21 protein-coding genes and 1 riboswitch are annotated in these 21,990 nt (G+C 35.3%); of the genes, 8 read left to right on the top strand and 13 right to left on the bottom strand.

The genetic code is table 11. The annotated features are described in order from the left end of the window. Positions 1 to 10: 10 nt before the first annotated feature. Complete coding sequence (locus GYW75_RS06865) at positions 11 to 763, top strand: amino acid ABC transporter ATP-binding protein (RefSeq protein ID WP_085163860.1); 753 nt, start codon at positions 11 to 13, stop codon at positions 761 to 763. Between the two features lie 37 nt (positions 764 to 800). On the opposite strand, the gene GYW75_RS06860 is transcribed toward GYW75_RS06865, so the two are convergent. Further along, on the bottom strand, positions 801 to 2,159 hold the full coding sequence (locus GYW75_RS06860; RefSeq protein ID WP_174798855.1) for an MmgE/PrpD family protein: 1,359 nt from the start codon (positions 2,157 to 2,159) through the stop codon (positions 801 to 803). A gap of 237 nt (positions 2,160 to 2,396) precedes the next feature. Here GYW75_RS06860 and folK point away from each other — a divergent pair, with 237 nt between their 5' ends. The 3 genes from folK (at position 2,397) to gluQRS (ending at position 4,397) form a co-directional block, all read left to right on the top strand. After that, entirely contained in the window at positions 2,397 to 2,882 is a 486-nt protein-coding gene (folK, locus tag GYW75_RS06855) for a 2-amino-4-hydroxy-6-hydroxymethyldihydropteridine diphosphokinase (RefSeq protein WP_034910368.1), read from the top strand. Between the two features lie 135 nt (positions 2,883 to 3,017). Then, the gene (gene dksA, locus GYW75_RS06850) at positions 3,018 to 3,473 is read left to right on the top strand and encodes an RNA polymerase-binding protein DksA (protein ID WP_174798854.1); all 456 of its coding nucleotides are present in this window, start codon (positions 3,018 to 3,020) and stop codon (positions 3,471 to 3,473) included. A gap of 33 nt (positions 3,474 to 3,506) precedes the next feature. After that, a complete protein-coding gene (gene gluQRS, locus GYW75_RS06845; RefSeq protein ID WP_174798853.1) occupies positions 3,507 to 4,397 on the top strand; it encodes a tRNA glutamyl-Q(34) synthetase GluQRS in 891 nt (296 codons plus the stop codon). Here the strand turns inward: gluQRS and moaA are convergent. From moaA to nirB, 5 genes are all read right to left on the bottom strand, one after another. After that, a complete protein-coding gene (gene moaA, locus GYW75_RS06840) occupies positions 4,377 to 5,351 on the bottom strand; it encodes a GTP 3',8-cyclase MoaA (protein WP_174798852.1) in 975 nt (324 codons plus the stop codon). The genes gluQRS and moaA overlap by 21 nt on opposite strands. Beyond that, positions 5,348 to 5,469: riboswitch (molybdenum cofactor riboswitch) on the bottom strand. (Overlaps the previous gene by 4 nt.) 400 nt (positions 5,470 to 5,869) lie before the next feature. Then, positions 5,870 to 7,243, bottom strand: a complete 1,374-nt coding sequence (gene cysG / locus GYW75_RS06835) for a siroheme synthase CysG (protein ID WP_065609364.1) — start codon at positions 7,241 to 7,243, stop codon at positions 5,870 to 5,872. A gap of 228 nt (positions 7,244 to 7,471) precedes the next feature. Further along, the gene (gene nirC, locus GYW75_RS06830; RefSeq protein ID WP_085164524.1) at positions 7,472 to 8,239 is read right to left on the bottom strand and encodes a nitrite transporter NirC; all 768 of its coding nucleotides are present in this window, start codon (positions 8,237 to 8,239) and stop codon (positions 7,472 to 7,474) included. 27 nt (positions 8,240 to 8,266) lie between these two features. Next, positions 8,267 to 8,599 (bottom strand): nitrite reductase small subunit NirD, encoded by a 333-nt coding sequence (nirD, locus tag GYW75_RS06825; protein WP_085164526.1) that lies wholly within the window; start codon positions 8,597 to 8,599, stop codon positions 8,267 to 8,269. A 1-nt stretch (position 8,600) separates the two neighbouring features. After that, positions 8,601 to 11,123: a nitrite reductase large subunit NirB gene (gene nirB / locus GYW75_RS06820; protein WP_085164528.1), complete on the bottom strand. Its 2,523-nt coding sequence runs from the start codon at positions 11,121 to 11,123 to the stop codon at positions 8,601 to 8,603. A gap of 206 nt (positions 11,124 to 11,329) precedes the next feature. Here nirB and GYW75_RS06815 point away from each other — a divergent pair, with 206 nt between their 5' ends. The 3 genes from GYW75_RS06815 to GYW75_RS06805 all read left to right on the top strand — a co-directional run bounded on the left by GYW75_RS06815 (position 11,330) and on the right by GYW75_RS06805 (position 14,246). Continuing rightward, positions 11,330 to 11,827, top strand: a complete 498-nt coding sequence (locus tag GYW75_RS06815; protein WP_085164529.1) for a MarR family winged helix-turn-helix transcriptional regulator — start codon at positions 11,330 to 11,332, stop codon at positions 11,825 to 11,827. A 74-nt stretch (positions 11,828 to 11,901) separates the two neighbouring features. Then, the gene (locus GYW75_RS06810; protein WP_174798851.1) at positions 11,902 to 13,014 is read left to right on the top strand and encodes an HlyD family secretion protein; all 1,113 of its coding nucleotides are present in this window, start codon (positions 11,902 to 11,904) and stop codon (positions 13,012 to 13,014) included. Then, positions 13,011 to 14,246, top strand: coding sequence for an ABC transporter permease (locus GYW75_RS06805; protein WP_202983940.1), 1,236 nt, complete (start codon positions 13,011 to 13,013; stop codon positions 14,244 to 14,246). The genes GYW75_RS06810 and GYW75_RS06805 overlap by 4 nt, the downstream gene beginning before the upstream one ends. A 771-nt stretch (positions 14,247 to 15,017) precedes the next feature. On the opposite strand, the gene GYW75_RS06800 is transcribed toward GYW75_RS06805, so the two are convergent. From GYW75_RS06800 to gatA, 7 genes are all read right to left on the bottom strand, one after another. Continuing rightward, positions 15,018 to 15,872, bottom strand: a complete 855-nt coding sequence (locus GYW75_RS06800; protein ID WP_085164531.1) for a tagatose bisphosphate family class II aldolase — start codon at positions 15,870 to 15,872, stop codon at positions 15,018 to 15,020. Positions 15,873 to 15,893: 21 nt separating this feature from the next. Then, entirely contained in the window at positions 15,894 to 16,838 is a 945-nt protein-coding gene (locus GYW75_RS06795) for a hexose kinase (protein ID WP_174798850.1), read from the bottom strand. 181 nt (positions 16,839 to 17,019) lie between these two features. Continuing rightward, entirely contained in the window at positions 17,020 to 17,793 is a 774-nt protein-coding gene (locus GYW75_RS06790; protein ID WP_085164535.1) for a DeoR/GlpR family DNA-binding transcription regulator, read from the bottom strand. Between the two features lie 94 nt (positions 17,794 to 17,887). After that, positions 17,888 to 18,931 (bottom strand): alcohol dehydrogenase catalytic domain-containing protein, encoded by a 1,044-nt coding sequence (locus tag GYW75_RS06785; protein ID WP_174798849.1) that lies wholly within the window; start codon positions 18,929 to 18,931, stop codon positions 17,888 to 17,890. A gap of 101 nt (positions 18,932 to 19,032) precedes the next feature. Beyond that, complete coding sequence (locus tag GYW75_RS06780) at positions 19,033 to 20,415, bottom strand: PTS galactitol transporter subunit IIC (RefSeq protein ID WP_174798848.1); 1,383 nt, start codon at positions 20,413 to 20,415, stop codon at positions 19,033 to 19,035. A gap of 4 nt (positions 20,416 to 20,419) precedes the next feature. Then, positions 20,420 to 20,704: a PTS galactitol transporter subunit IIB gene (gene gatB, locus GYW75_RS06775; protein WP_065606572.1), complete on the bottom strand. Its 285-nt coding sequence runs from the start codon at positions 20,702 to 20,704 to the stop codon at positions 20,420 to 20,422. Between the two features lie 15 nt (positions 20,705 to 20,719). Further along, positions 20,720 to 21,172, bottom strand: a complete 453-nt coding sequence (gene gatA / locus GYW75_RS06770; RefSeq protein ID WP_085164542.1) for a PTS galactitol transporter subunit IIA — start codon at positions 21,170 to 21,172, stop codon at positions 20,720 to 20,722. Between the two features lie 288 nt (positions 21,173 to 21,460). On the opposite strand from gatA, the gene GYW75_RS06765 reads away from it, so the two are divergent. After that, positions 21,461 to 21,988: a gluconokinase, GntK/IdnK-type gene (locus GYW75_RS06765; RefSeq protein WP_174798847.1), complete on the top strand. Its 528-nt coding sequence runs from the start codon at positions 21,461 to 21,463 to the stop codon at positions 21,986 to 21,988. The last annotated feature ends 2 nt before the right edge of the window (positions 21,989 to 21,990 follow it).

Below are 21,990 nucleotides of genomic sequence, written 5' to 3'. Positions count from 1 at the left end.
GAGTAAGGTTATGATTTCTGTTTCGCATTTATCTAAACGTTTTGCAAATAATGAAGTATTAAAAGACATCAACTTAAATATAAAACAAGGTGAAGTTGTTGCCATTATTGGCCCATCAGGCTCAGGAAAATCAACTCTGTTACGTTGTTTAAATTTACTAGAAAAACCAAATACAGGCACTATCAAAATAGGAACTGTATCACTTAATAGTAAGCATTATAGTATTAAAGAAGAAAGCAACTTACGAAAACAGTCCGCTATGGTTTTTCAACACTATAATTTATTTAAAAATAAAACAGCATTAGAAAATATAACTTATCCATTAATTGTTGGTCAAAAAATGGATAAAACCAAAGCAAAACAACAAGGATTATCATTATTAGAACGAGTCGGTATGTTGCCATACGCAACACAATATCCCATCACTTTATCGGGTGGTCAACAACAACGTGTTGCAATTGCAAGAGCTTTAGCTGTTAAACCAAATGTATTATTATTTGATGAACCGACTTCTGCACTCGATCCTGAGCGAGTACACGAAGTATTGCAAGTCATGCTACAGCTAGCAAAAGAACGTATTACTATGATTATAGTAACGCATGAAATGGAGTTTGCTAAGTACGTTGCAGATAGAATTATCTTTATGGCTGAAGGAATGATTATCGAAGAGGGATCAGCAAAATCAGTCATCGATAATCCTCAAAATGAAATTACGCAACGATTTTTACGCCAGCTAACTGACGAAATTGATTTTGAAATTTAGTTAAAAACTATACTAACTAATGATAATAATTTAACATTTAAAGAGTAAATAAATAAGATAATAGAAATTGACGAATATCTAAACCTTTTGCTAGTTTATGAATATCTGTTAATAATTGCTCTGCTTTAGCTTGATCTTTAATCGCTGAATGCAATTTTAACGACATTTCAGTTTGGCTATATGGGTTTTTAGGAGAACCTTTGGGAATATCAATACGCTGACTTATCTTTTTACCATTTTTAAGAAAAATATCAATAATTACATAACGCCCATTATAAGCTTCTGGATGTAGCGTAAGATGCGTTTGATAACTTCGTTTCATCTTCTGCATTAATTGTTTTATTGCATTTGAAATAGGTTGTGATGAAAACTGCTCAAAACCAAGTGGCAATCCTAAAAGAGTTAATGCTAAAACATATTCAGCCGAAAAACGTCCTTGCTGCGCCAATGAAGGGGTTTTATATATCAGTGCAGCATCACTATTTGGCGGTGCAAAATAAATAACAATATTATTAATATTATCAAATTCAAAGCTAAGATTTTGGTAAAGTAATTGACCCGCATCAGCAATATAAGCAGCAGCTGAACAATAAGAATAATTTTTAAACCATAATCCGGGATCCACAATCTTCCAAGTTTTACCCCAATGACTTAAATCAAAATGTGTATTACCTTGCCCATAAATAGCCAAAAAACCTAATTTATCATCTAAAAAATCTTGATCGGCATGTATACCAGCTCTTAACCATTCAACAGATTGTACAGCATGCTGTGCTGCTAGTCCTGCATGTAAAAATTTGATCGGAGTACCCATTAACAAACGCATTCCTGATGCTTGTGTAGCTGCTAATGTTAATGCCTGTGATAAAAAAGGTTCATCATAGAGATAACAAATAGCAGCAGTGGCAGCAATTCCACCCAAAGTAATAGTTGCATGCCAACCTTTTTCATAATGCTGTGGATTAACACTTTTACCCAACAAAGCCATCACTTCGATACCAATAACATAAGCCGTTAAAAAACGCCGACTATCAACCTTTTGTTCAATACTATCTAATCGAACACTAGCAATAAGAGCGGATAAAATAACGGCTGAGGGGTGGCCTCTAACATCTGAATGTACATCATCATAATCTAAACAATGCGCTTGGAAGCCATTAAAAAGTGCTGCTTGCCTTGCCGTAGCTAACTTTTTTTGACCAATCAGCAAAGCTCTAGTATTTCCACCCTCATCTGCTATCCATGCTAGTAATTTATGAACATCATCTTCCTGACAAGCTTGTAAACTACAGGCAAAATAATCGGTTATCCCCTTGATAGCACAATCAATAACTTGAGGATCACTGATTATTGAAGTATTTTTTATTAAAAAACTTAATTGTTGACCTGAATTCATTTTATATTCTCAATAAATACAATAACTAATAAAAATAACCATTTAATAAAATAATTTGCTTTACCATAGGTAACATAATGAAAAATAGATAAAAAGTTAAAGATTATATGGTTATATTTTTATAACACAAAGTCATAAGCATGAATCTATTTATATAATCATTCTTGGCAATTGTTTTTATGTGCTAAGATATTGCCATTCAATTATATTTAATATCACAAAAAAATAAGTCTAATTATGTCAATTTGTTATGTTGCTTTAGGGAGCAACCTTGAAGATCCGTTTGCACAAGCTAATCGTGCTATTGAATCATTACGCTGTTTACCTAGCACAAAAGTGGTAGATATTTCACCATTTTACCGAAGTAAGCCCTTAGGGCCACAAGATCAAAATGATTATCTTAATGCAGTAATTAAACTGACGACAAGCTTATCGCCTATAGCATTGCTTGATGAACTACAAGCTATTGAAAAAGCACAAGGACGCGTACGCAAAGATAATCGTTGGGGCGCTAGAACCCTAGATTTAGATATTTTACTTTATGATGACTTAGTCATTAATAATGAAAGACTTACTATCCCTCATTATCATATGAAAAATAGAGAATTTGTCCTCTATCCACTATTTGATATCAGTCCTGAACTTATTTTCCCCGATAACGACAAATTGTACGATTTAGTAGCTAAATGCCCTGAAAATGGATTAAAAAAGTGGAATAATTAATTATCTTTATTAATAACATATAGTTGTACTATTTTTTTATTTTTTAATTATAAAAATGATAAAAAAAATTTGCCAAAGGCTGAATTATTGCTATAGTTTAGCGCTTTCAAATAATCTTTACTTAAGGGGATTGCAGTGAAAAAGGAACAAAAAGTAAATACATCTTCTCTTAGCCTGCTTTCAATTGCTGGGCTTGAGCCTTATAAAGAGGCAAAAAACGAGGAGTACATGAACCCTAAGCAATTGAAACATTTCAAACTTATTTTAGAAGCTTGGCTAACACAGCTACAAGGTGAAATGGGAAAAACAGTTACACATATGCAAGATGAAGCAGCGAACTTTCCAGATCCGGCTGACCGAGCAACACAAGAAGAAGAATTCAGCCTTGAATTACGTGCTCGAGATAGAGAAAGAAGACTCATCAAAAAAATTGAAAAAACGTTAAAGAAAATCGAATCAGACGATTTTGGTTATTGTGAATCTTGTGGTGTTGAAATTGGAATTCGCCGTTTAGAAGCAAGACCAACAGCCGATTTATGTATTGATTGTAAAACGCTTGCTGAACTTCGCGAAAAACAAATGGGTATGTGATCCCAGTTTTATCTATCATTCCAAATCAGACCTATGCATTATATCGGTCGTTTTGCCCCTTCGCCATCTGGACCATTACATTTCGGTTCGTTGGTAACGGCTCTTGGTAGTTATCTCCAAGCTAAATCTTGTCGTGGTAAATGGCTTGTCCGTATCGAAGATATCGACCCACCACGAGAAGTCAAAGGGGCATCATCACTTATATTAAAAACGCTTGAAGCGCTTAATTTATATTGGGATGATACAGTCTTGTATCAATCATCTTGCAGTGAGCGTTACCGCACTGTTTTAAAAACACTAATAGATAAACAACAAGCCTATTATTGTGACTGTACTAGACAACGAATTCAAAACCTAACAAATGGTATTTACGATAACTTTTGTCGTGAACGACATTTATCTATCAATAATAAGCAACAAGTTGCTATACGTTTAAAACAAAATCATCCTATTTTTCAATTTAAAGATCAGATTCGTGGCTTACAAACAGTTGAAAAAGCAAGTGCGCAAGAAGATTTTATTATTCACCGCAAAGACGGCTTATTTGCCTATAACTTAGTGGTAGTTTTAGACGATCATGAACAAGGAATTACCGAAATTGTTCGTGGCGCGGATCTTTTACCTGTTACTGCAAAACAAATCTCACTATATCAACTGCTTGGTTTTTCTGTGCCAGGTTACAGCCATTTACCACTAGTATTAGATAAAAATGGCAATAAACTATCAAAACAAAATCATGCTAGCCCGATTGATTTAAACAATTTTAAAGCGTTAACCGTCCAGGCTTTACAGTTTCTAGGACAATATGTGCCAGAAGATTGGCAAGACGCCACTCAAAAACAGTTACTAGATTGGGCTATACAACATTGGCAAATTGACAATGTCCCAAAACAAAACAGCCAATTATCCACCGATATAAGATAAATTAGGGGTGAGCCCTACACGATGATTATGTAACAAATGCTTTTCTGGTTTAATCATTAATGAAGCAAGAATTCTTGCTTTTAATTGTTGTTTCTGTTCTGAGCTTTCCAACAAATCACGTAAATCAACCGCCGCATCACCAAATAGGCAGTAATGTAATTTACCGATAGATGATACACGTAATCGATTGCAACTTTTACAAAAATCTTTTGAATAGGGCATAATCAAACCAATTTTTCCTTGATAGTCGCTGTGCACATAAATCTTAGCAGGACCTGATAATGGTTTTTTGGGTTGTAACTCCCACCCCTGCGCAATTAATTGTGTTTCAATAAAACTACCAGACAAGTGATAACGATTGAATGTATCGTTGCTTTCGCCTGTTTCCATAAGTTCAATAAAGCGCAACTCTACTGGAATATCTTTAATCCATAACAAATAATCATTTAAATTATCATTCATATTTTTCATCAAAACAGTGTTAATTTTGACTTTTTTTATACCTACTTCTAACGATTTATCAACACACTGCAGTAATTCTTTAAGCTTATCTTGACCAGTAATTAATTTAAATAAATGGGGAGTAAAACTATCAATACTAATATTAATCGCATTTAAACCAGCTTGATGCCAATGGTGAATATTTTTTAATAAACGCGAACCATTGGTCGTAATAGCGAGTTCTTTCACGCTGGGATAGGAAGATATGAGCGATAAGATATCAATAAAATCGCGACGCAAAGTGGGTTCACCACCCGTTAACCGAATTTTACGCACACCAAGTTCAGTAAATGTTGCCACAACATGATTAATCTCACTGAGCGACAAAAATTTATGTTCCTTGTTAGGCTGATAACCACTTGGTAAACAGTACTGACACTGAAAATTACACAGCTCGGTAATCGACAAACGTAGATATTGAAATCGACGCTGATAATTATCAACTAATTGCATATATACATTAAACACCTTATCCAAATCGGGAAGCATAACCATTTCTGCGTTATACCGCGGCTAATCCACCATATGAAAATATCACTTAGGAAAAAAAGCTTCAGAGTTTGGTTCAGTCTAGCATAGGCTTTATTTTTTGACTATGAGCAAAGTGATTTTTATAACGTATCTTCTTATTGAACAATTAAAACAGTAACGCTTTCCTAAAATAACACCGCCAAAACAAGAAAGTTTTTATAAAAAATCCTCAGATAGATAATTGATTTTATTTTTTCGTTTTAAATTAAAATGAAACACTTACTGGACGGTGTTTCATTTTGTTAGTAGCGAATTTTGTTCTTTATTTTAGAAAAAAGCGCTTTTACTATCTAACTGCAATAGTGCGTATTTGCGATCTCCCTAGGCTTAGAGTCACATTATACTATGAAGTGTTAATCGTATTTTATGCTTATATTAAACTCTATTACACATTAAAAAGGCTCCATTAAAACATGGACAGATCAAACCTTTAGCACCCACTAACACTCAGAAAACCAATTTAGTTTTTCCCGTAATGCAACAACAGGCCCAATAATAATTAAACTAGGACTACAGGCTTGCAAAGATAATTGTGCTAAATCGCATAACTGGCCCGATATTACTTTTTGTTTCGTTGTTGTGCCTTCTTCAACAATTACAATTGGCGTATTTGCATTCATACCGTATTTAATTAATTGTTTTTCGATGTTACTGGCTTGAGATAATCCCATATAAAAAACTAATGTTTGCTTTTCAGCGGCTAAACTCTTCCAGTCAAGGTGACTACCATCTTTCAAATGACCAGTAATTAAACGTACGCTATGAGCATAATCTCGATGCGTTAATGGGATCCCACTATATGCAGAACAACCTGAAGCTGCTGTAATTCCTGGTACTACAGAAAATGGAATATCGGCGTTAAATAATGTTTCGAGCTCTTCACCACCTCGACCAAAAATAAAAGGATCTCCACCTTTTAAACGTACAACACGCTTACCTTTTTTAGCTTGTTGTAAAAGAATCTGATTTATTTGTTCTTGAGGTACACAATGAAAACCTGCTCGTTTACCAACAAAAATACGTTGAGCATCGCGACGAGTTAGATTCATAATTTCATCCGATACTAATCTATCATAGACAATAATATCTGCTTGTTGGATTTGCTGTAATCCCTTTAAAGTCAACAAGCCCGCATCACCTGGGCCAGCACCAACTAACACAACCTCACCACGGGAATCAAGTGATGTATCAAATAGCTCATTGGTGAGTTTTTCAACATGATCTGAATCGCTATTAGCAATCGCTTGAGCTAACCTATCATGAGAAAATAGCCTTTCCCAAAAACGACGACGTTCCGTCACTGTTTGATAGGTTGTTTTAACTTTATTACGTAAATAACCGGCATATTTAGCTAATTTGCCTAAATGTTGAGGTAAAATGGACTCTAGTTTTTCACGCAATAATCGAGCCAAAACAGGAGCATGCCCTTCTGAAGAGACAGCAACCATAATAGGGGAACGATCAATAATTGAGGGCATAATAAAACTCGCATCTTTTGGAGAATCAACCACATTACAAAAAATACGCCTTTTTTCCGTCTCAATACTCACTCTTTGATTAGTTTCCTGACAGTCTGTTGCCGCAATAACTAACCATTTATCATCCAGTAATTCAGCATTAAACTCCCCTTGAACTAAAACTAGTTGTTTTTGTTCATTCCAGCATATGAATTGCTCGTTAAATTCATGCGCATTGACAGTTAAGCGGGCACCAGCTTCAAGTAATAATCGAGCTTTACGTTCAGCAACTTCACCGCCACCGACTAATAAGCAATCACGGTTTTCTAGCTTACAAAATAAGGGGAAATAATCCATAACACCTCAAAATAAAACATTATCTGTTTAAAAATTTATTAACAACTAACCTCTAATAATAGAAATTTATTAATTATCCTATTGTTAATTGCTTCGTTATTTTTTTATCACTAATTATGATTAAAACCAAATATAATCCTAATTAATTTAACGTCTTTGGGGGATTGCTTACCATGCTTTCCCCCTTATATTGGTTATTTTAACCACACTTACTAAATTAAACAGCTATTAAGGTCGATCTTCTTTGGGGGTTGAATACCAGTATCCCAGTCCCATAAATAATGCACCAGAAACAAGATTTCCTAATGAAACCCATAATAGATTATGACCAATTCCAGCTAATGTGTAAGCATCGCTATGATGACCAAACCATGAAAGTGAAAAAAGTGTCATGTTCGCGACGGAGTGTTCATAACCACAAGCAATAAATGCTAACAAACACCACCAAATAGCGATAAACTTTGCCGAACCTTCAACTCGATTAGCCATCCAAATCGCTAAACAAACTAACCAGTTACATAAAATACCTCTAAAAAATAATGCCGAAGCTGAAGCAGATGTTTTTGCTAAAGCCGCTGCATGAACCAAACTAGTATCCGTTGATAATAGAGGTGTTGAAGCATAAAAATACAATGCAGCAACAAAAATTGAACCTAATAAATTTCCTAACCATGTTTGTGGCAATACTGTCCACATTTGGGTATGAGTAATTTTTTTGCATTTTACTCCTAGGGTTAAAAACATGGTATGCCCTGTAAATAATTCAGAGCCAGCAATTACAACCAATGTTAAAGCAATACCAAACGTTGCTCCCATAAGTAAAGGTCTTATTGATGGTTCAACAAGGTTTCCTAAAGTAAAAATCAAAATAATACCTATTCCTACATAAGCCCCAGCCATAGCAGAACTTAGCCAAAAACCAAATGGGTTCGTTTTTGCCAAACGAACAATACGCGCAGCATTTGCTGCACATTTATTAATTGTCTCTGTATACATAATTAATTTATCCTTTTAAAAATACATTTAGCGCGACTTTACTTGTACGATCCCATCGTCATTAACATCTACTTCATAATGAGGGATTGAATATTGTTCATCTTCCAAACAATAACCATCTTTTAAACGAAAGCGTTGCTTTTTAAGCGGACTTGCCACCCATAACTCATTTTCATGTTCTGCTATAATGCCTCGGGATAAAACACTTGCCTTAGCAAATGGATCAATATTACTAATCGCATAAAGCTCAGCATTATTATAAGGGCGAAAAATAGCCACATGATCATTACCAACAAGTGCACAAACTCCTGTGCCAGGTAAAATCTCATCAAGTTTACAAATAGTTATCCATTGACTCATATTATTCCCCTAACATTACTTTACGTTCTTCTGCTGTTGCTGGGCGATGCTGAGCACGCTCAGGTACGATTTGGACATTCTCATCACGTTTGTTACTATTAATAAAATGAGAAAATCGAATTTGACCTTCTGTATTTTCAACAGCTTCCTTCCATTCACATACCATTAATTTACGTAAGCGTGTCATTTCACTTTCTAACTCAGCATTTATGCCTAATTTATCGTCAATAATAACACTACGTAAATAATCAATACCGCCATCTAAATTTTCAAGCCAGACTGACGTCCGTTGTAATTTATCTGCGGTACGAATATAAAACATAAGGAAACGATCAATATATCGAATTAGTGTATTTTTATCGAGATCAGCAGCAAGTAAATCAGCATGACGAGGCTTCATACCACCATTACCACACACATAAAGATTCCATCCCTTTTCAGTAGCAATAACACCAATATCTTTACCTTGAGCTTCGGCACATTCACGCGTACAACCTGATACGCCTAGTTTAAATTTATGTGGTGCACGAATGCCTTTATAACGGTTTTCTAGCTCAACGCCCAAACCAACACTATCTCCGACACCGAATCGACACCAAGTACTACCTACACAGGTTTTTGCCATTCTTAATGCTTTGGCATAAGCATGACCACTCTCAAAACCAGCCTCAATAAGCTCCTTCCAAATAGCAGGAAGATCGTCTTTTTGTGCTCCAAATAAGCCAATGCGCTGTGAACCAGTAATTTTAGAATAGAGCTGATATTTTTTAGCTATTTGACCAACAGCAATTAATCCTTCTGGAGTAATTTCACCACCAGCACTACGCGGAATTATCGAATAAGTACCATTTTTTTGAATATTACCTAAGAAAATATCATTACTATCTTGTAGAGGAATCAAATTATCTTTAAGAATATAATCATTCCAACATGAAGCTAATAAAGATCCGACGGTAGGTTTACAAATTTCACAGCCATAACCTTTACCATGTTTTTTAATCACTTGCTCAAAAGACGTTAGGCCCTCAACACGGATAAGATGATATAACTCCTGACGAGAGTATTTAAAATGTCCGCATAATGCATGGCTGACCTCAATGCCTTGTTTAGCTAACTCTAAATTAAGAATTTGTGTAACAAGTGGAATGCAGCCTCCACACCCAGTCCCAGCTTTAGTTTCAGCTTTTATTGCTGCAACCGTATGACAACCAGCATTAATGGCATTAACAATTTTTTCTTTAGTCACATCAAAACAAGAGCAAATCTGTGCTGAATCGGGAAGCGCATCAACACCCATAGCTGGTTTTGCTCCTGCATGTGCAGGCAGTATCAGCGTATCTGGATGTTCAGGTAGATCCATATCATTAAGCATTAATTGCAATAAATTACTATAATCTGACGTATCGCCAACCAATACCGCACCCAAGAGTTTTTTATTATCATTCGAAACAACCAATTTTTTATAAACTGGCGTTGTTTCATCTAAATAAACATAACTATGACACCCTATTGTTTTTGCTTTAGCATCGCCAATGCTACCGACATCAACTCCCATCAGCTTTAGCTTAGCGCTCATATCGGCGCCTTCAAATTTATCTGTTTGTCCCATTAAATGCGCTAAGGCTATCTGAGCCATTTTGTAGCCCGGTGCAACTAAACCAAAAACCTTGTTTTGCCAACAAGCACATTCACCAATAGCATAAATATCAGGATCCGAAGTTTGGCAATAATCATTAATAACAATTCCCCCGCGAGGACCGATTTCTAACTCGCATTCTTGAGCTAATTTATCATTTGCTCTAATGCCAGTTGAAAAAACAATAAAATCGACTTCAAGTGCAGAGCCATCCGCAAATTGCATGATTTTCCCAGCAGGTGTATGAATAATTTCTTGAGTATTTTTACTGGTGTGAACACCTACCCCCATCTCCTCAATTTTACGACGCAGTTGTTCTCCACCCTGAACATCCAACTGTTCGGCCATAAGCACTGGAGCAAACTCAACCACATGCGTTTCCATACCTAAGTTTTTTAAAGCTCCAGCTGCCTCAAGTCCAAGCAATCCACCACCTACAACAGCGCCTTTTTGACAACGCTTTGCACATTCCTGAATAGCATCAAGATCTTCAATCGTACGATAAACAAAACAATCCGAACCATTAGCACCTTTAATCGGTGGTACCCAAGGATAAGATCCTGTCGCAATAATCAATTTATCATAAGCAACAATTCGCCCTTGTTGAGAATGAATCTCCTTACGCTGACGATTAATTAAAATAGCCCGTTCATTAAGTAAGACTTTAATATTATTCTCTTCGTATAAACCTTCACGAACTAGAGAAAGCGCTTCTGCTGTGTGACCAGAAAAATAAGAAGAAAGATGTACCCGATCATAGGCAAGACGAGGTTCTTCACAAAAAATAGTAATATTGAATTGATTGGGCTGCATTTTATCAATTAACTCTTCAATAAAACGATGCCCAACCATCCCATTACCAATAATAACGAGGTTGGTTTTACTCATACATAACTCCAATTTTAATTTAATTAAATTGCTAAAAAATTTTAATTTAATAACATTGTATGAAACTGTACATAGAATATAATTACCCTCAAGGATTACTACTTTAGTAGTATTTAAATATCAACTTGCTAAAACGCACTTAAAATAATTGCCAATTTTAACTAAACCAGTATAATTAGCCGACTAAATAAATTGAGTAATAAAAATTGAATTACAATTCAAGAAAGCTGCCTTCACGTGAAACCTTAGCTCGAGCGCAAAGATTTAACGATGACATCGTTGATGTTTCTGGTGTTGATCTGGTTTTGAGCTTAATAACAACGGCCGATCTAATTCGTGCTAATATCTATGCGCAATTAGATAAAGATTACGGCGTTTCTGAAGGTAAGTTTGCCTTATTGATGTCATTGTTTTCAGAAGGTGAAACCTGTGCCAGTGATCTTGCTTTGCGCATTGGTGTCACACCTGCGACAGTATCAGTAATGGTTAAACGAATGCTGGCAGCGCCAGAGCCTTTAATCTCGATGTCAAAAAGTGGTGATGATGGTCGTTCTCGATTAATCACTTTAACACATACAGGCGAAAAGCTGATTCAAAATGCATTACCCAATCACCTAAAATCAATTCGCGCTTTTGCACAAGTACTCAATTCGCAAGAACAAGAGTCTTTAATATTGATGTTACGTAAATTATTACGAAAATAACGGACTTTAATCATTAAAGTTCTTCATTTCACTTAAATAGTTAGCTGACTAAATAAATGGAAAATAAGCTATATATGAAAAAAAATGTCAAAATTCCTGTTATCTTTTTACTCCTGCTAATCTTTGGCTCATTTTTAATCTTTTTAGGTTCAAGAAATGATGCGGTCTCGGTTGCCAAAAGCATCAAATCTGGTGTATTAACTGCCGATGAGATTAATATTGCCTTTCAAAATGTCGGCGGAAAAGTCACCAAGCGATTTGTAGAAGAATCACAAATAGTAAAAAAAGGTGAGCCTTTAATGCAATTAGAAGATATCGATACCAAACTAGCTATCGATCGACTACAAGCTTTAGTTGATAGCCAAAAGGCGGCAGTAAACCAAGAACAAAAAAATATTGAAATCACTGAAAGTGAAACCAACCTTTCAGAATTATCAACTTGGCGAAAAATAGAAGAAGTGCAAGCCAATTTAGAAGCAGCGAAATCGGCTCGATACCTAGCTAATACTGAATTTGATCGCCAAACCCAATTACGTAAATCGGGGGGAAACTCGCAGTCACAACTTGATAATGCTCGTAATGTTTTTATTAATGCAAAAATGCAAGTTATTCAAATTGAAAGCCAACTTTCTACCTTAATGATTGGTGCGACGCCTGAACAAATTAGCCAATTTGAACAAACAAAAAATGCAACAGGAATGACAATACAATCAATCTTAATTGCACGACAAAAACTGCAAAACCGCCAAAATCAATTAACACAGCTTCAATCACAACTCGCGCAAGGCGAAGCTGAATTAAAACAACTACAGCTTAATTATGATCGACTAACATTAAGAGCACCCGAAGATGGAAAAGTATTAAAACTTATGTTTGAAGATGGTGAAATGGTACCAAACGGTGCGCCAGCAGTCTTATTAGAAACCGATCGTAAATATATCGACATTTATGTGAATGAAAAAATGGTTAATGATTATCAACCAGGCACAACGGTTACAGCAAAAGTAATTGCACTTAACAAAGAAGTAAAAGGAAAAGTTCGCTTTGCCACCGCTGCGCCATCATTTGCTGATTTACGCATGACACGAGAACGAGGTCAAGCTGATTTAACCTCTTATCAAGTTAGAATTTACATAGAATCAATTCCTAAACTATTAACTGGAATGACACTTGAGGTTGAAAAATGATGCAAAACATCATTAAATCCATGCTTGAAGAGCTTGACGCCATGTTGTCTGGCCATTTTATACCTTATTATAAAGTTTCGCTTGGCTTAGCTGCTATTGTTTCGCTTGTTTTTTCAATTGTATTAAGTCATGGAGCTGTGTTTGAAGGAAAAATTGCGGTTATTGATCTTGATGGTTCTCATTATTCGACTGAATTAATTAGCAAAGTCAATACATCGCCTTATATTGAAGTGACAGAAGTAATAAGATCGCCAGTAAATCCAATAACATTGGTTTCACACGACCGTAATTTAGGTGTTTTATATATTCCTAAAGGTCTAGAAAAAAGCTTAAAAAAAGGCGATCAAACCGTACGCCTAGGCTATTTTGCTGATGATACAAACGATGCACAAAATGCCAAAGTACTACAAAGCCTTAATGAATATATTCCAGAATTGGGGGCTGAACTCAGTGTTGGTAAAGTTGCAGCATTAGGACTTGGTAAAGAAGGCATTGAAGCAACTTTATCACCAATGCAACTTAAAACACGATATATGTTTAATCCAGCAAGCTCGTCCACCATATCGACGATTATATATTTTGTCTACTTTTTCTCGTCACTGACTTACGGCCTAACCTCATTAATGATTATTGGCCGCTTGAAAGTAACTGGCATGTGGGAACAAACAATAGAAAGAGGACTCTTACCTTTATTAGCAAAAACAATCCCTTATGCACTATTTTTTACAACAGCATTAACGCTTATCACAGCCATACTTGTTATATTTGGACAACTGCGTTTTGACGGTAACTATTTTGCTTTTGTACCGAGCATATTTATGACAGGATTAGCATTTGGTTGGCTAGGATTGTTACTGTCTTGGAAAACTAACAACCCAGGAGAAGGCGCTGGTCGAATGATTTTCTTAGTACCTCCAGGGTTTATCATGGGCGGTTCAACAATGGCTGTGGGAATAATGCCAATTTGGACTTACTATGTCAGCCATGCTTTCCCATTAGTTTGGTTATTTAAATTTTTCCGCGATTTTGCCATGCGAGGGCGTTCACTGATTGATATGTTAGCAACTTATGGGGCTTTCATCATCTATTTAACGATTATTGCTTTTGTCGTGATGATATTTGTTGAGCGAGCAAAAAAGCGGCTAATGCATCATAATTTATTAGTAATTTTAGTTTCGAGCGTTTTAAGCATTATAAAAAAAACAATACAATACCTCGCTCGAAAAAAATAATCGATAAATTTATGTATATAAAAAAGCCTAATTTGTAGGAAAACGTCGAGTTATTTACAATTCATGATTAAAATAATCCTCTAAAAACTCATAAGACGTTTTCCCTGAAATCGCTTTATACGGTATAAAAATTAATAAAGAGTTTGAGCTTTTGTTTTCTAACCTTTGAATCGCTCATTATTTGCTGATTGTGCAACCTCTCAATTAACGAACGTATCACACTTTCGATTTAACCATTCGTTTGAAAGCAGGCAGATTTGGTGAATGTTTAATTGATACGATGGTTCTCACACATTTTAATAAATGGAAAACAAAGAAATCTAAATTCATCACAAAACGGTATAGAATCCTGAATATTTTTTATAAAATAGCGCCTAAATGTGAATAATTGGTTAAATATCTAATAGTTAGAATACAACTCACCTAGAAAATGACGCTATCTGTATTCCGTGTTTTATATTCAATGGGAGCATGTTATTTAATGTTTGATGAGATCTTTCAGTGCAATAAATGGCTAGACAACTGACCATAAAGCGGTTAGCCAAATCAGTGACGGTGATTTTTCTTTATGATATAGGCATCATCATCTGTTTGGGATACAGAGTTATGTCTATGCATTACAATTGTTTTTCAAATTACGGTAAGCAACGCAAGTCATTCCTACAAATACTTAATGTGCTATCACTTAACACATTTTAACCAGCAGCGTTCAACTGCTGGTAATGAATTGTACGTTCTTGCTAATTCAAAACAACGCCTTGATCTTTCATATTATAATTTACCTGCACTACCGCAAATACGAATTTTATCTTCAACAATTTTTTTCATGGCAGCTTTTGCTGGCTGCATATAGTGTCTTGGATCGTTGACGTCAGGATGGAGTTTAAAATCTTGTTTTAAAGCATCTGAAAAGGCAATTTTTAATTCAGTTGCCACATTTACTTTGCAAATACCCAATGAAATCGATTTTTTTACCATCGCCTCAGGTATACCCGATGCACCATGTAACACTAGTGGAATATCAACTTTATTTCGAATTTTGGCTAATCGTTCAAAATCAAGTTTAGGCTCACCTTTGTACATACCATGAGCTGAACCAATAGCTACCGCAAGTGAATCTATTCCTGTGCGTTCGACATACTCTTTTGCCGCATTGGGATCTGTAAAAGCACTATCTTTGTTATCGACAATAAGATCGTCTTCTTGCCCGCCAAGCCGCCCTAATTCGGCTTCAACACTAGCATTATATTTATGACTAAAAGTAACCATTTTACTAACTATATCAATGTTTTCTTCAAAGGGGTGATGCGAAGCATCAATCATAATCGATCTAATTCCTGCCTCTATTTTTGTTTGAATATCACTGATATTTTCATGATGATCCAAATGTAACGCAAAAGGAAAATGATGAATGCTTGCTGCTGTTTCACAAATACTGATTAAATACTGTATTCCTGCGTAACTATAAGTTGCTGGCGTTGCTGCAAGTATCACGGGGGATTGCATCTGTTTAGCGGTATCAATAACAACTTGGATAGTTTCAAGGTTGTGTATATTAAATGCGGGCACAGCATAACATTCACGTTGAGCTTTTTTTAACATCTCTTGACTAGAAATAAGATACATAATTTAATCCTCATTAATCTGTTATTTTGCAATGATTTTGGTGACTTTAACGTGTTGATAATACTTGTCATAATTATCCATATTGACAAAACCGGTTTGCGATTCCATTGCATTTAGCATTCCCATAGTCATCGCACGTTTAAGCATTACCTCTACAGCTTCATTTTCATGAATGCTAACAGCAAGCCCAGCTAACGTAACATCACCCGATCCAACAGGATTAACCACGTTAATTTTAGGAATTGAAACTTGGTAATAATTGTGATGACAACGAGCAAAAGCACCGTTTTTACCTAATGAGATGATGATAAAAGCAATATCATTTAGTAAAGGATGATTAACGGCTTTAACTAATGAAGTTACATCATTTGGATCGATATCCATTTGAATAATCTGCTGTAGTTCATCTTTATTGGGTTTGATTAAAAAAGGTTTATTTTTAGAGATGAGCGTTTCTAATAACATCTTACCGGATGAGTCTAGCAATACAGGGATCTGATACTCATTTGCCTTTTCAATTAATTGAGTATAAAAACCGACTGGAAATCCTTGTGGCAATGACCCTGAAATAGCAATAACCTGCGCTTGGCTAAGCAAATTTAGGTAGTGTTCCAGAAAAACATTGACATCATGATTATCTAATACTGGCCCTGACTCTAGGATTTCAGTTTGATTTCCCTCATGTAAAATGGCAATACAGTTTCTTGATTCATGTTGGGTGATATAAAAGTTGTAATTAATATTATCGTTATCTAATTGTTTTTGAATATACTCGCCCGTTGTTCCACCAATAATGCCTGATGCAAGAACAGGAATACCTGAGTATTTAATGCCTCGAGTTACATTAAGCCCTTTACCTCCTGCGGTTTTTTTTACCTCTGAAACTCGATTAATATCATTAATCGCTAATTTATTTAATGGATACGATATATCCACCGAAGGGTTCATCGTAATTGTTAATATCATATTTTCTCCTACGCATTGATATCGTTGGGAGAAATAACAAGCTTAAATGATCACTACCATTAAATCGACTTGGCTAGAAGCAAAAATTTTTATCATTTAGGGTATCGAACCTAAACGAGTAATGGTTTTTAATATTTATGACCAATTAAGATATAAAAACACACGAGTGTAAGCACAAATATTAAACCGCTATTAATTTAATACCCTTTACCACAAATTCTTGTTTACAGCTACTGTCAACATCAGTATCAGTAATAATGGTATCAAGTTGGCTAAGTGGTAACACAACATTAATCCCATTACGACCAAATTTTGATGAATCGAGCACGGCAATCACATTTTTGGCGACATTAGCCATAACACTGCTGATAGTGTAACCTTCGTTAAACGTTGTTATTCCTCTTTTTGCATCAATTCCATCTGCACCAACAAACAAAATATCAGCAGAGATGCCAGTTAACGATTGCTCAGCAATTTTTCCATGAAAAGAACGCGTTTTATGTCTAAGTGTACCACCACACATAAATAGCATAATGTCACTATTGTCTGATAATATAAATGCAGAAGTAAGACTATTGGTAATCACAGTAATATGCTTCAATTTTACGAGTTCTTCAGCTATCAACATGGTTGTACTACCACTATCTAAAATAATAGTGTCACCTTCTTTAACATGTTTAACCGCTTCAATTGCAATACGTTTTTTAGCTTCTATAAATCGCTGATAACGTTCTTCTAATTGCAGTTCTTTAAATGATTTTAAGTCACCGTTATTTATGATTTTGGTTGCTCCGCCATGAAATCGTGTTAGCACTCCTTGTTTTTCTAGCAATCTCAGATCGGTTCTGGTTGTGACCTCAGAAACATTGAACTGTTCCGACAAATCAGAAACTAACACAGTTCCTTTCATATTAAGAAGTACTACTATCTGTTGGCGTCTTTCACTTGCATTCATAATATTTCCTTTTTCGAAAATTTTTTAGCAGTGTATAACAAACAGAATCAAAAGATAAGATTTCATTTTCAATCGCTGACTTAAATCAAAATAATTACATGCAATTTAATAAAATTTTGCCATTCATAGGACGACCATTTAAGGCAGTCACTTGTTTAATAAATGAATCAAATTCCTCTATGCCAGCAATCAGCTCATCAAGTTTAATTTTTCCATCCATAAAGTACTGACTTACTAATTGCCACTCTTTACCTGGCCATGGCGCTGAATAGTTCATCCAACTGCCTAAAATTTGTAACTCTTTTCGTAAAATCAGTCCAAATGTTTTTTCTGGAAGTGTAATATCATGATGAAGTGTACCCACCAAGGCTATCTTCGCTCTAGGGCCTGCAATTTCAATGGCTAAGTTGACCGTAACTGGTGAACCCGCCGTTTCTAATACAATTTGATCAAAGCGAGATAAAGATAAAGCTTGGTAAATCGCATCGGTGCTAAGATCTTGAGAATGATATACCATATCAGCGCCTAGTTGTTTGGCTAGATCGAGGCGCTGCTGGTTAATATCAAGCACCGCAACTGATTTTGCCCCCATTGCCTTGGCACATTGCATAGCAAGTAATCCAATTGTGCCACCGCCAACGATGACAACATTTTTGCCCTCACATCCATTAGCCAATAACAAAGCATGCATTCCAACAGTCATTGGTTCAAAAAATGCACCCTCAAGCGGGCTGATACCTTTAGGTAATTTAAACGCATTTTTCTTATCTAACACAATATACTCAGCAAAACCGCCTGTTATCCTTGAACCAACAAAAGTATAATTCTTACAAAGTGAATAATAATGATTTTGGCATTCATCACATTTAAAACATGGTAACAATGGCACGCAAGATATTAAATCATCAATCTCAAATTCAGTCACACCACACCCAATTTCAACAACTGTGCCACTAAATTCATGTCCCAATGTAATGGGATAAAAATGAGCACCATTGTGAAATATACGCGGAATATCTGAACCACATAAACCACAATAAGCCACTTTAACTAAAATTTGATCTGGAGATGTTATTTTGGGCATTTCTATATTTTGTATAGATAAAGCTCCCCCTTCATTGACAACAACCGCTTTCATGTTATTTTCCTTTATTGGTAAACAAATTACGTTGATGTATTGCTTTCACTCGTTACTGAGTGAAAGCTTTCTGATTGATTTTGGTGATGACTGTTTTGGGATTATTTTATTACTCCATCTTCTTGATATAATGATTTATTTTTTAAAAATAACTGGTATTTTTGTGCACGTTTCCATGTCAAAAATAAGCAGAAAAGGTAAAACAATCCAATAAGGGCAAAACCAATAGGTTGTTTCAAGTTGACCAACTGAACCATAAGATAAGTAATGGGTGACCCACCTTGATCCATTGCACCAACTGAAATGCCATTATTCGTAGCCATCGTGCCTGCATTAATGGCTAGTTGAGTAGTCAATGGAACCATTTGGGTGGCAATCCAAAGTGTAATGGCGATAATGATAGAACCAGAAATAATGATTCTAAACAGGTTACCTTGATGAACCGCTACCCCCATTGCGATAAAAAAGCCAATAGTTGCCAGATCACCAAAAGGTAAAACTTCATTACCAGGTAGGATGATGGCGATAAAAATACTTAATGGAATAAATATTAAACTTGCCGATACTACCGTTGAATGTCCTAATAACAATGCTGGATCTAAACCAATAAGAAAATCTTGCCCACCAAATTTTGATTGCAAATGTTTACGAGCTTGTTTAGAGATCGGTGTTAATCCATCCATAATAGGTTTAATTACGCGTGGCATTAATAACATTACCGCTGCAGTTTGAATCGCTAGTTGTAGCGTTTCTTTCACACCATACCCTGCTAATAAACCTAATATGATGCCCATGAATAAGCCTACGGTAACAGGCTCACCAAACGCACCAAACCGCTTTTGCATATCAACAGCATTAAAATTAATCTTATTAATGCCCGGGATTTTTTCAATGACAGCGTCAACAAAAACAGCAATTGGACCACAATATGCAGACGTACCATGAGGAACCGCAATACCGTCAAGCTCAAAAAAATTTTTGGTATCTTTGGCAAACCAATCACCCAGTTTATAAGCAATAATGGCATGAACAATAACCCCTACAATACCAAGCCAGTAAGAGCCTGTTGCAATGTAAACAAGCGCGCCAGTAAATGTCATGTGCCATATATTCCAAATATCAACATTAACAACCCTAGTTAATCTTAAAACTAACATAATAATATTTACTGCAATAGCGATGGGAATGGCTACTAAAGCAATTTGTGAAGCCCAAGTCATAGGCGCTGCACCAGGCCAACCAACATCGATAACATTTAGACTAATATCAAATCTTTCAGCCATCGCTTGAGCAGCAGGCCCAACAGAACTGGTTAACAAACCAACAACTAGTCCTATACCAACAAACCCTATTCCTATATGAATTCCAGCTTTTAGTGCATCACCCAACTTCATTCTTAAAGCTAATGAAAACAAGATAATCACAATGGGTAGCATCACCGATGGACCAAGATCGAGAATGTACTGCATAATTTCAGTAAACATAGATTTATCCTTTTAAAATAGATAATATTTTTTCTTTTAGTTGATCAATACCAACCCCTGATACAAAAGGCATTCCATGAACAATTGGAATATCACCAAAATTCTGATCCATTCGGGCTGTAGTACAGATCAAATCAACATCATCAATAAAAGTATTAATTTCATTAATGCGACATTGAATAAGATCAAATTGAATATTATTCTCGTTGCACAATTCTTTTATCTCTTCAGCAGCTAAAGTGGAAGTTGCAACAGCACCACCACAAGCAACAATAATCTTCTTTTTCATAATGCCTCCTGAAACTTATTGATTAAATATCACGTTATTAAAATGATCCACAACTTCATTTTGCGGAGCGTTTAATAAAAATTGGTAAAAGTCTTTATTTTGTAAATTTGAAAAAAGCGCTTTTAATAGCTCAATTTGATCCTCAGGTGAAGTCACAACAAGTGAAATAATCAATGAAATATCAATATTGCTATCATCATCAGCTCGATTAAAAGCAACTGGGGATTGAGTGCGAATAATAAAGATTGCAGGAGTATTTGCATGTTTTGCTTCACAATGCGGAATCGCCACAGCATAACCATCAAAAGCAATACCCGTTGGAAATAATGCTTCCCTTTCGATTAAGGCTTTTAAATGACTTTCTTTAACAATGCCCTTTTGTTGTAATTGCTCACTAATATAAGTTAATGCTTCTAATGCATTATCAAATTTAAGGTTGTTTTCGAAAAAAAGCTGAAATTTATTCATATTTGTTCTCCACTATTTTTTAGTTTATTTTTTCGAATTTGACTTTCGAAAACAAAACAATAACGAAAGATTATTGCCTTTCGAATTAAAAAGCAAATAAGATTTTATATTTTTGTGATCGGAATCTATTTTTCAATAGTAACGCTCAACTAATAGATAATTTTCTATTTATTAATAATTAAAAGTAAAACCTGATCCAGATCACAAATAAACTTTTTTTATATTGCAAATAGAGGTCAGCATGTCAAAATGTTACCCGTAACTAGTTGGATGTACGAAGGATCAATAATGACTAAAAAAAATAAACAAGTTTTTGTATTAATGGGAATATCTGGTTGTGGTAAATCAGCTGTTGCCAAACAAGTTGCTTACAATCTGGATGCTGCTTTTTTAGATGGTGATTTTTTACATCCAAAGGCTAATATTTTAAAAATGCGGAGCGGTACACCTTTAAACGATGAAGATAGAATGCCTTGGCTTAGCTTAATCAGTAATGCCGTATTTGCTATGAGTAATGTTAACGATGTCTCAATTATTATCTGTTCGGCATTAAAACGAAAATATCGAGATATTATTCGCGGTGAGAATAAAAACGTACATTTTATTTATTTGAAAGGAAGTTTCGATGTAATCGCTGAAAGACTAGCTAAACGTAAAGGACACTACCAAAAAACAGGGATGCTTCAATCTCAATTCGATACTCTAGAAGAACCAACTACTGATGAAAAAGATGTCTACAACATCAATATTGAACAACCATTAGAAAAGGTTGTGCACGATACTGAAAAAGTAATACGCACAATATGTCATTGTTAAAA

This window comes from Gilliamella sp. ESL0232 (assembly GCF_013346885.1).
Lineage (GTDB): Bacteria > Pseudomonadota > Gammaproteobacteria > Enterobacterales > Orbaceae > Gilliamella > Gilliamella bombi.
The sequence above is the reverse complement of the archived record's forward strand: the minus strand, read 5'-3'. Positions and strand labels throughout refer to the sequence as shown.

Excerpts from the sequence above, each read along its gene's own strand:
- GYW75_RS06865 (WP_085163860.1), top strand. The coding sequence starts at position 11 with ATGATTTCTGTTTCGCATTTATCTAAACGTTTTGCAAATAATGAAGTA.
- GYW75_RS06860 (WP_174798855.1), bottom strand. The coding sequence starts at position 2,159 with ATGAATTCAGGTCAACAATTAAGTTTTTTAATAAAAAATACTTCAATA.
- folK (WP_034910368.1), top strand. The coding sequence starts at position 2,397 with ATGTCAATTTGTTATGTTGCTTTAGGGAGCAACCTTGAAGATCCGTTT.
- gluQRS (WP_174798853.1), top strand. The coding sequence starts at position 3,507 with ATGCATTATATCGGTCGTTTTGCCCCTTCGCCATCTGGACCATTACAT.
- moaA (WP_174798852.1), bottom strand. The coding sequence starts at position 5,351 with ATGCAATTAGTTGATAATTATCAGCGTCGATTTCAATATCTACGTTTG.
- cysG (WP_065609364.1), bottom strand. The coding sequence starts at position 7,243 with ATGGATTATTTCCCCTTATTTTGTAAGCTAGAAAACCGTGATTGCTTA.
- nirC (WP_085164524.1), bottom strand. The coding sequence starts at position 8,239 with ATGTATACAGAGACAATTAATAAATGTGCAGCAAATGCTGCGCGTATT.
- nirD (WP_085164526.1), bottom strand. The coding sequence starts at position 8,599 with ATGAGTCAATGGATAACTATTTGTAAACTTGATGAGATTTTACCTGGC.
- nirB (WP_085164528.1), bottom strand. The coding sequence starts at position 11,123 with ATGAGTAAAACCAACCTCGTTATTATTGGTAATGGGATGGTTGGGCAT.
- GYW75_RS06810 (WP_174798851.1), top strand. The coding sequence starts at position 11,902 with ATGAAAAAAAATGTCAAAATTCCTGTTATCTTTTTACTCCTGCTAATC.
- GYW75_RS06805 (WP_202983940.1), top strand. The coding sequence starts at position 13,011 with ATGATGCAAAACATCATTAAATCCATGCTTGAAGAGCTTGACGCCATG.
- GYW75_RS06800 (WP_085164531.1), bottom strand. The coding sequence starts at position 15,872 with ATGTATCTTATTTCTAGTCAAGAGATGTTAAAAAAAGCTCAACGTGAA.
- GYW75_RS06795 (WP_174798850.1), bottom strand. The coding sequence starts at position 16,838 with ATGATATTAACAATTACGATGAACCCTTCGGTGGATATATCGTATCCA.
- GYW75_RS06790 (WP_085164535.1), bottom strand. The coding sequence starts at position 17,793 with ATGAATGCAAGTGAAAGACGCCAACAGATAGTAGTACTTCTTAATATG.
- GYW75_RS06785 (WP_174798849.1), bottom strand. The coding sequence starts at position 18,931 with ATGAAAGCGGTTGTTGTCAATGAAGGGGGAGCTTTATCTATACAAAAT.
- GYW75_RS06780 (WP_174798848.1), bottom strand. The coding sequence starts at position 20,415 with ATGTTTACTGAAATTATGCAGTACATTCTCGATCTTGGTCCATCGGTG.
- gatB (WP_065606572.1), bottom strand. The coding sequence starts at position 20,704 with ATGAAAAAGAAGATTATTGTTGCTTGTGGTGGTGCTGTTGCAACTTCC.
- gatA (WP_085164542.1), bottom strand. The coding sequence starts at position 21,172 with ATGAATAAATTTCAGCTTTTTTTCGAAAACAACCTTAAATTTGATAAT.
- GYW75_RS06765 (WP_174798847.1), top strand. The coding sequence starts at position 21,461 with ATGACTAAAAAAAATAAACAAGTTTTTGTATTAATGGGAATATCTGGT.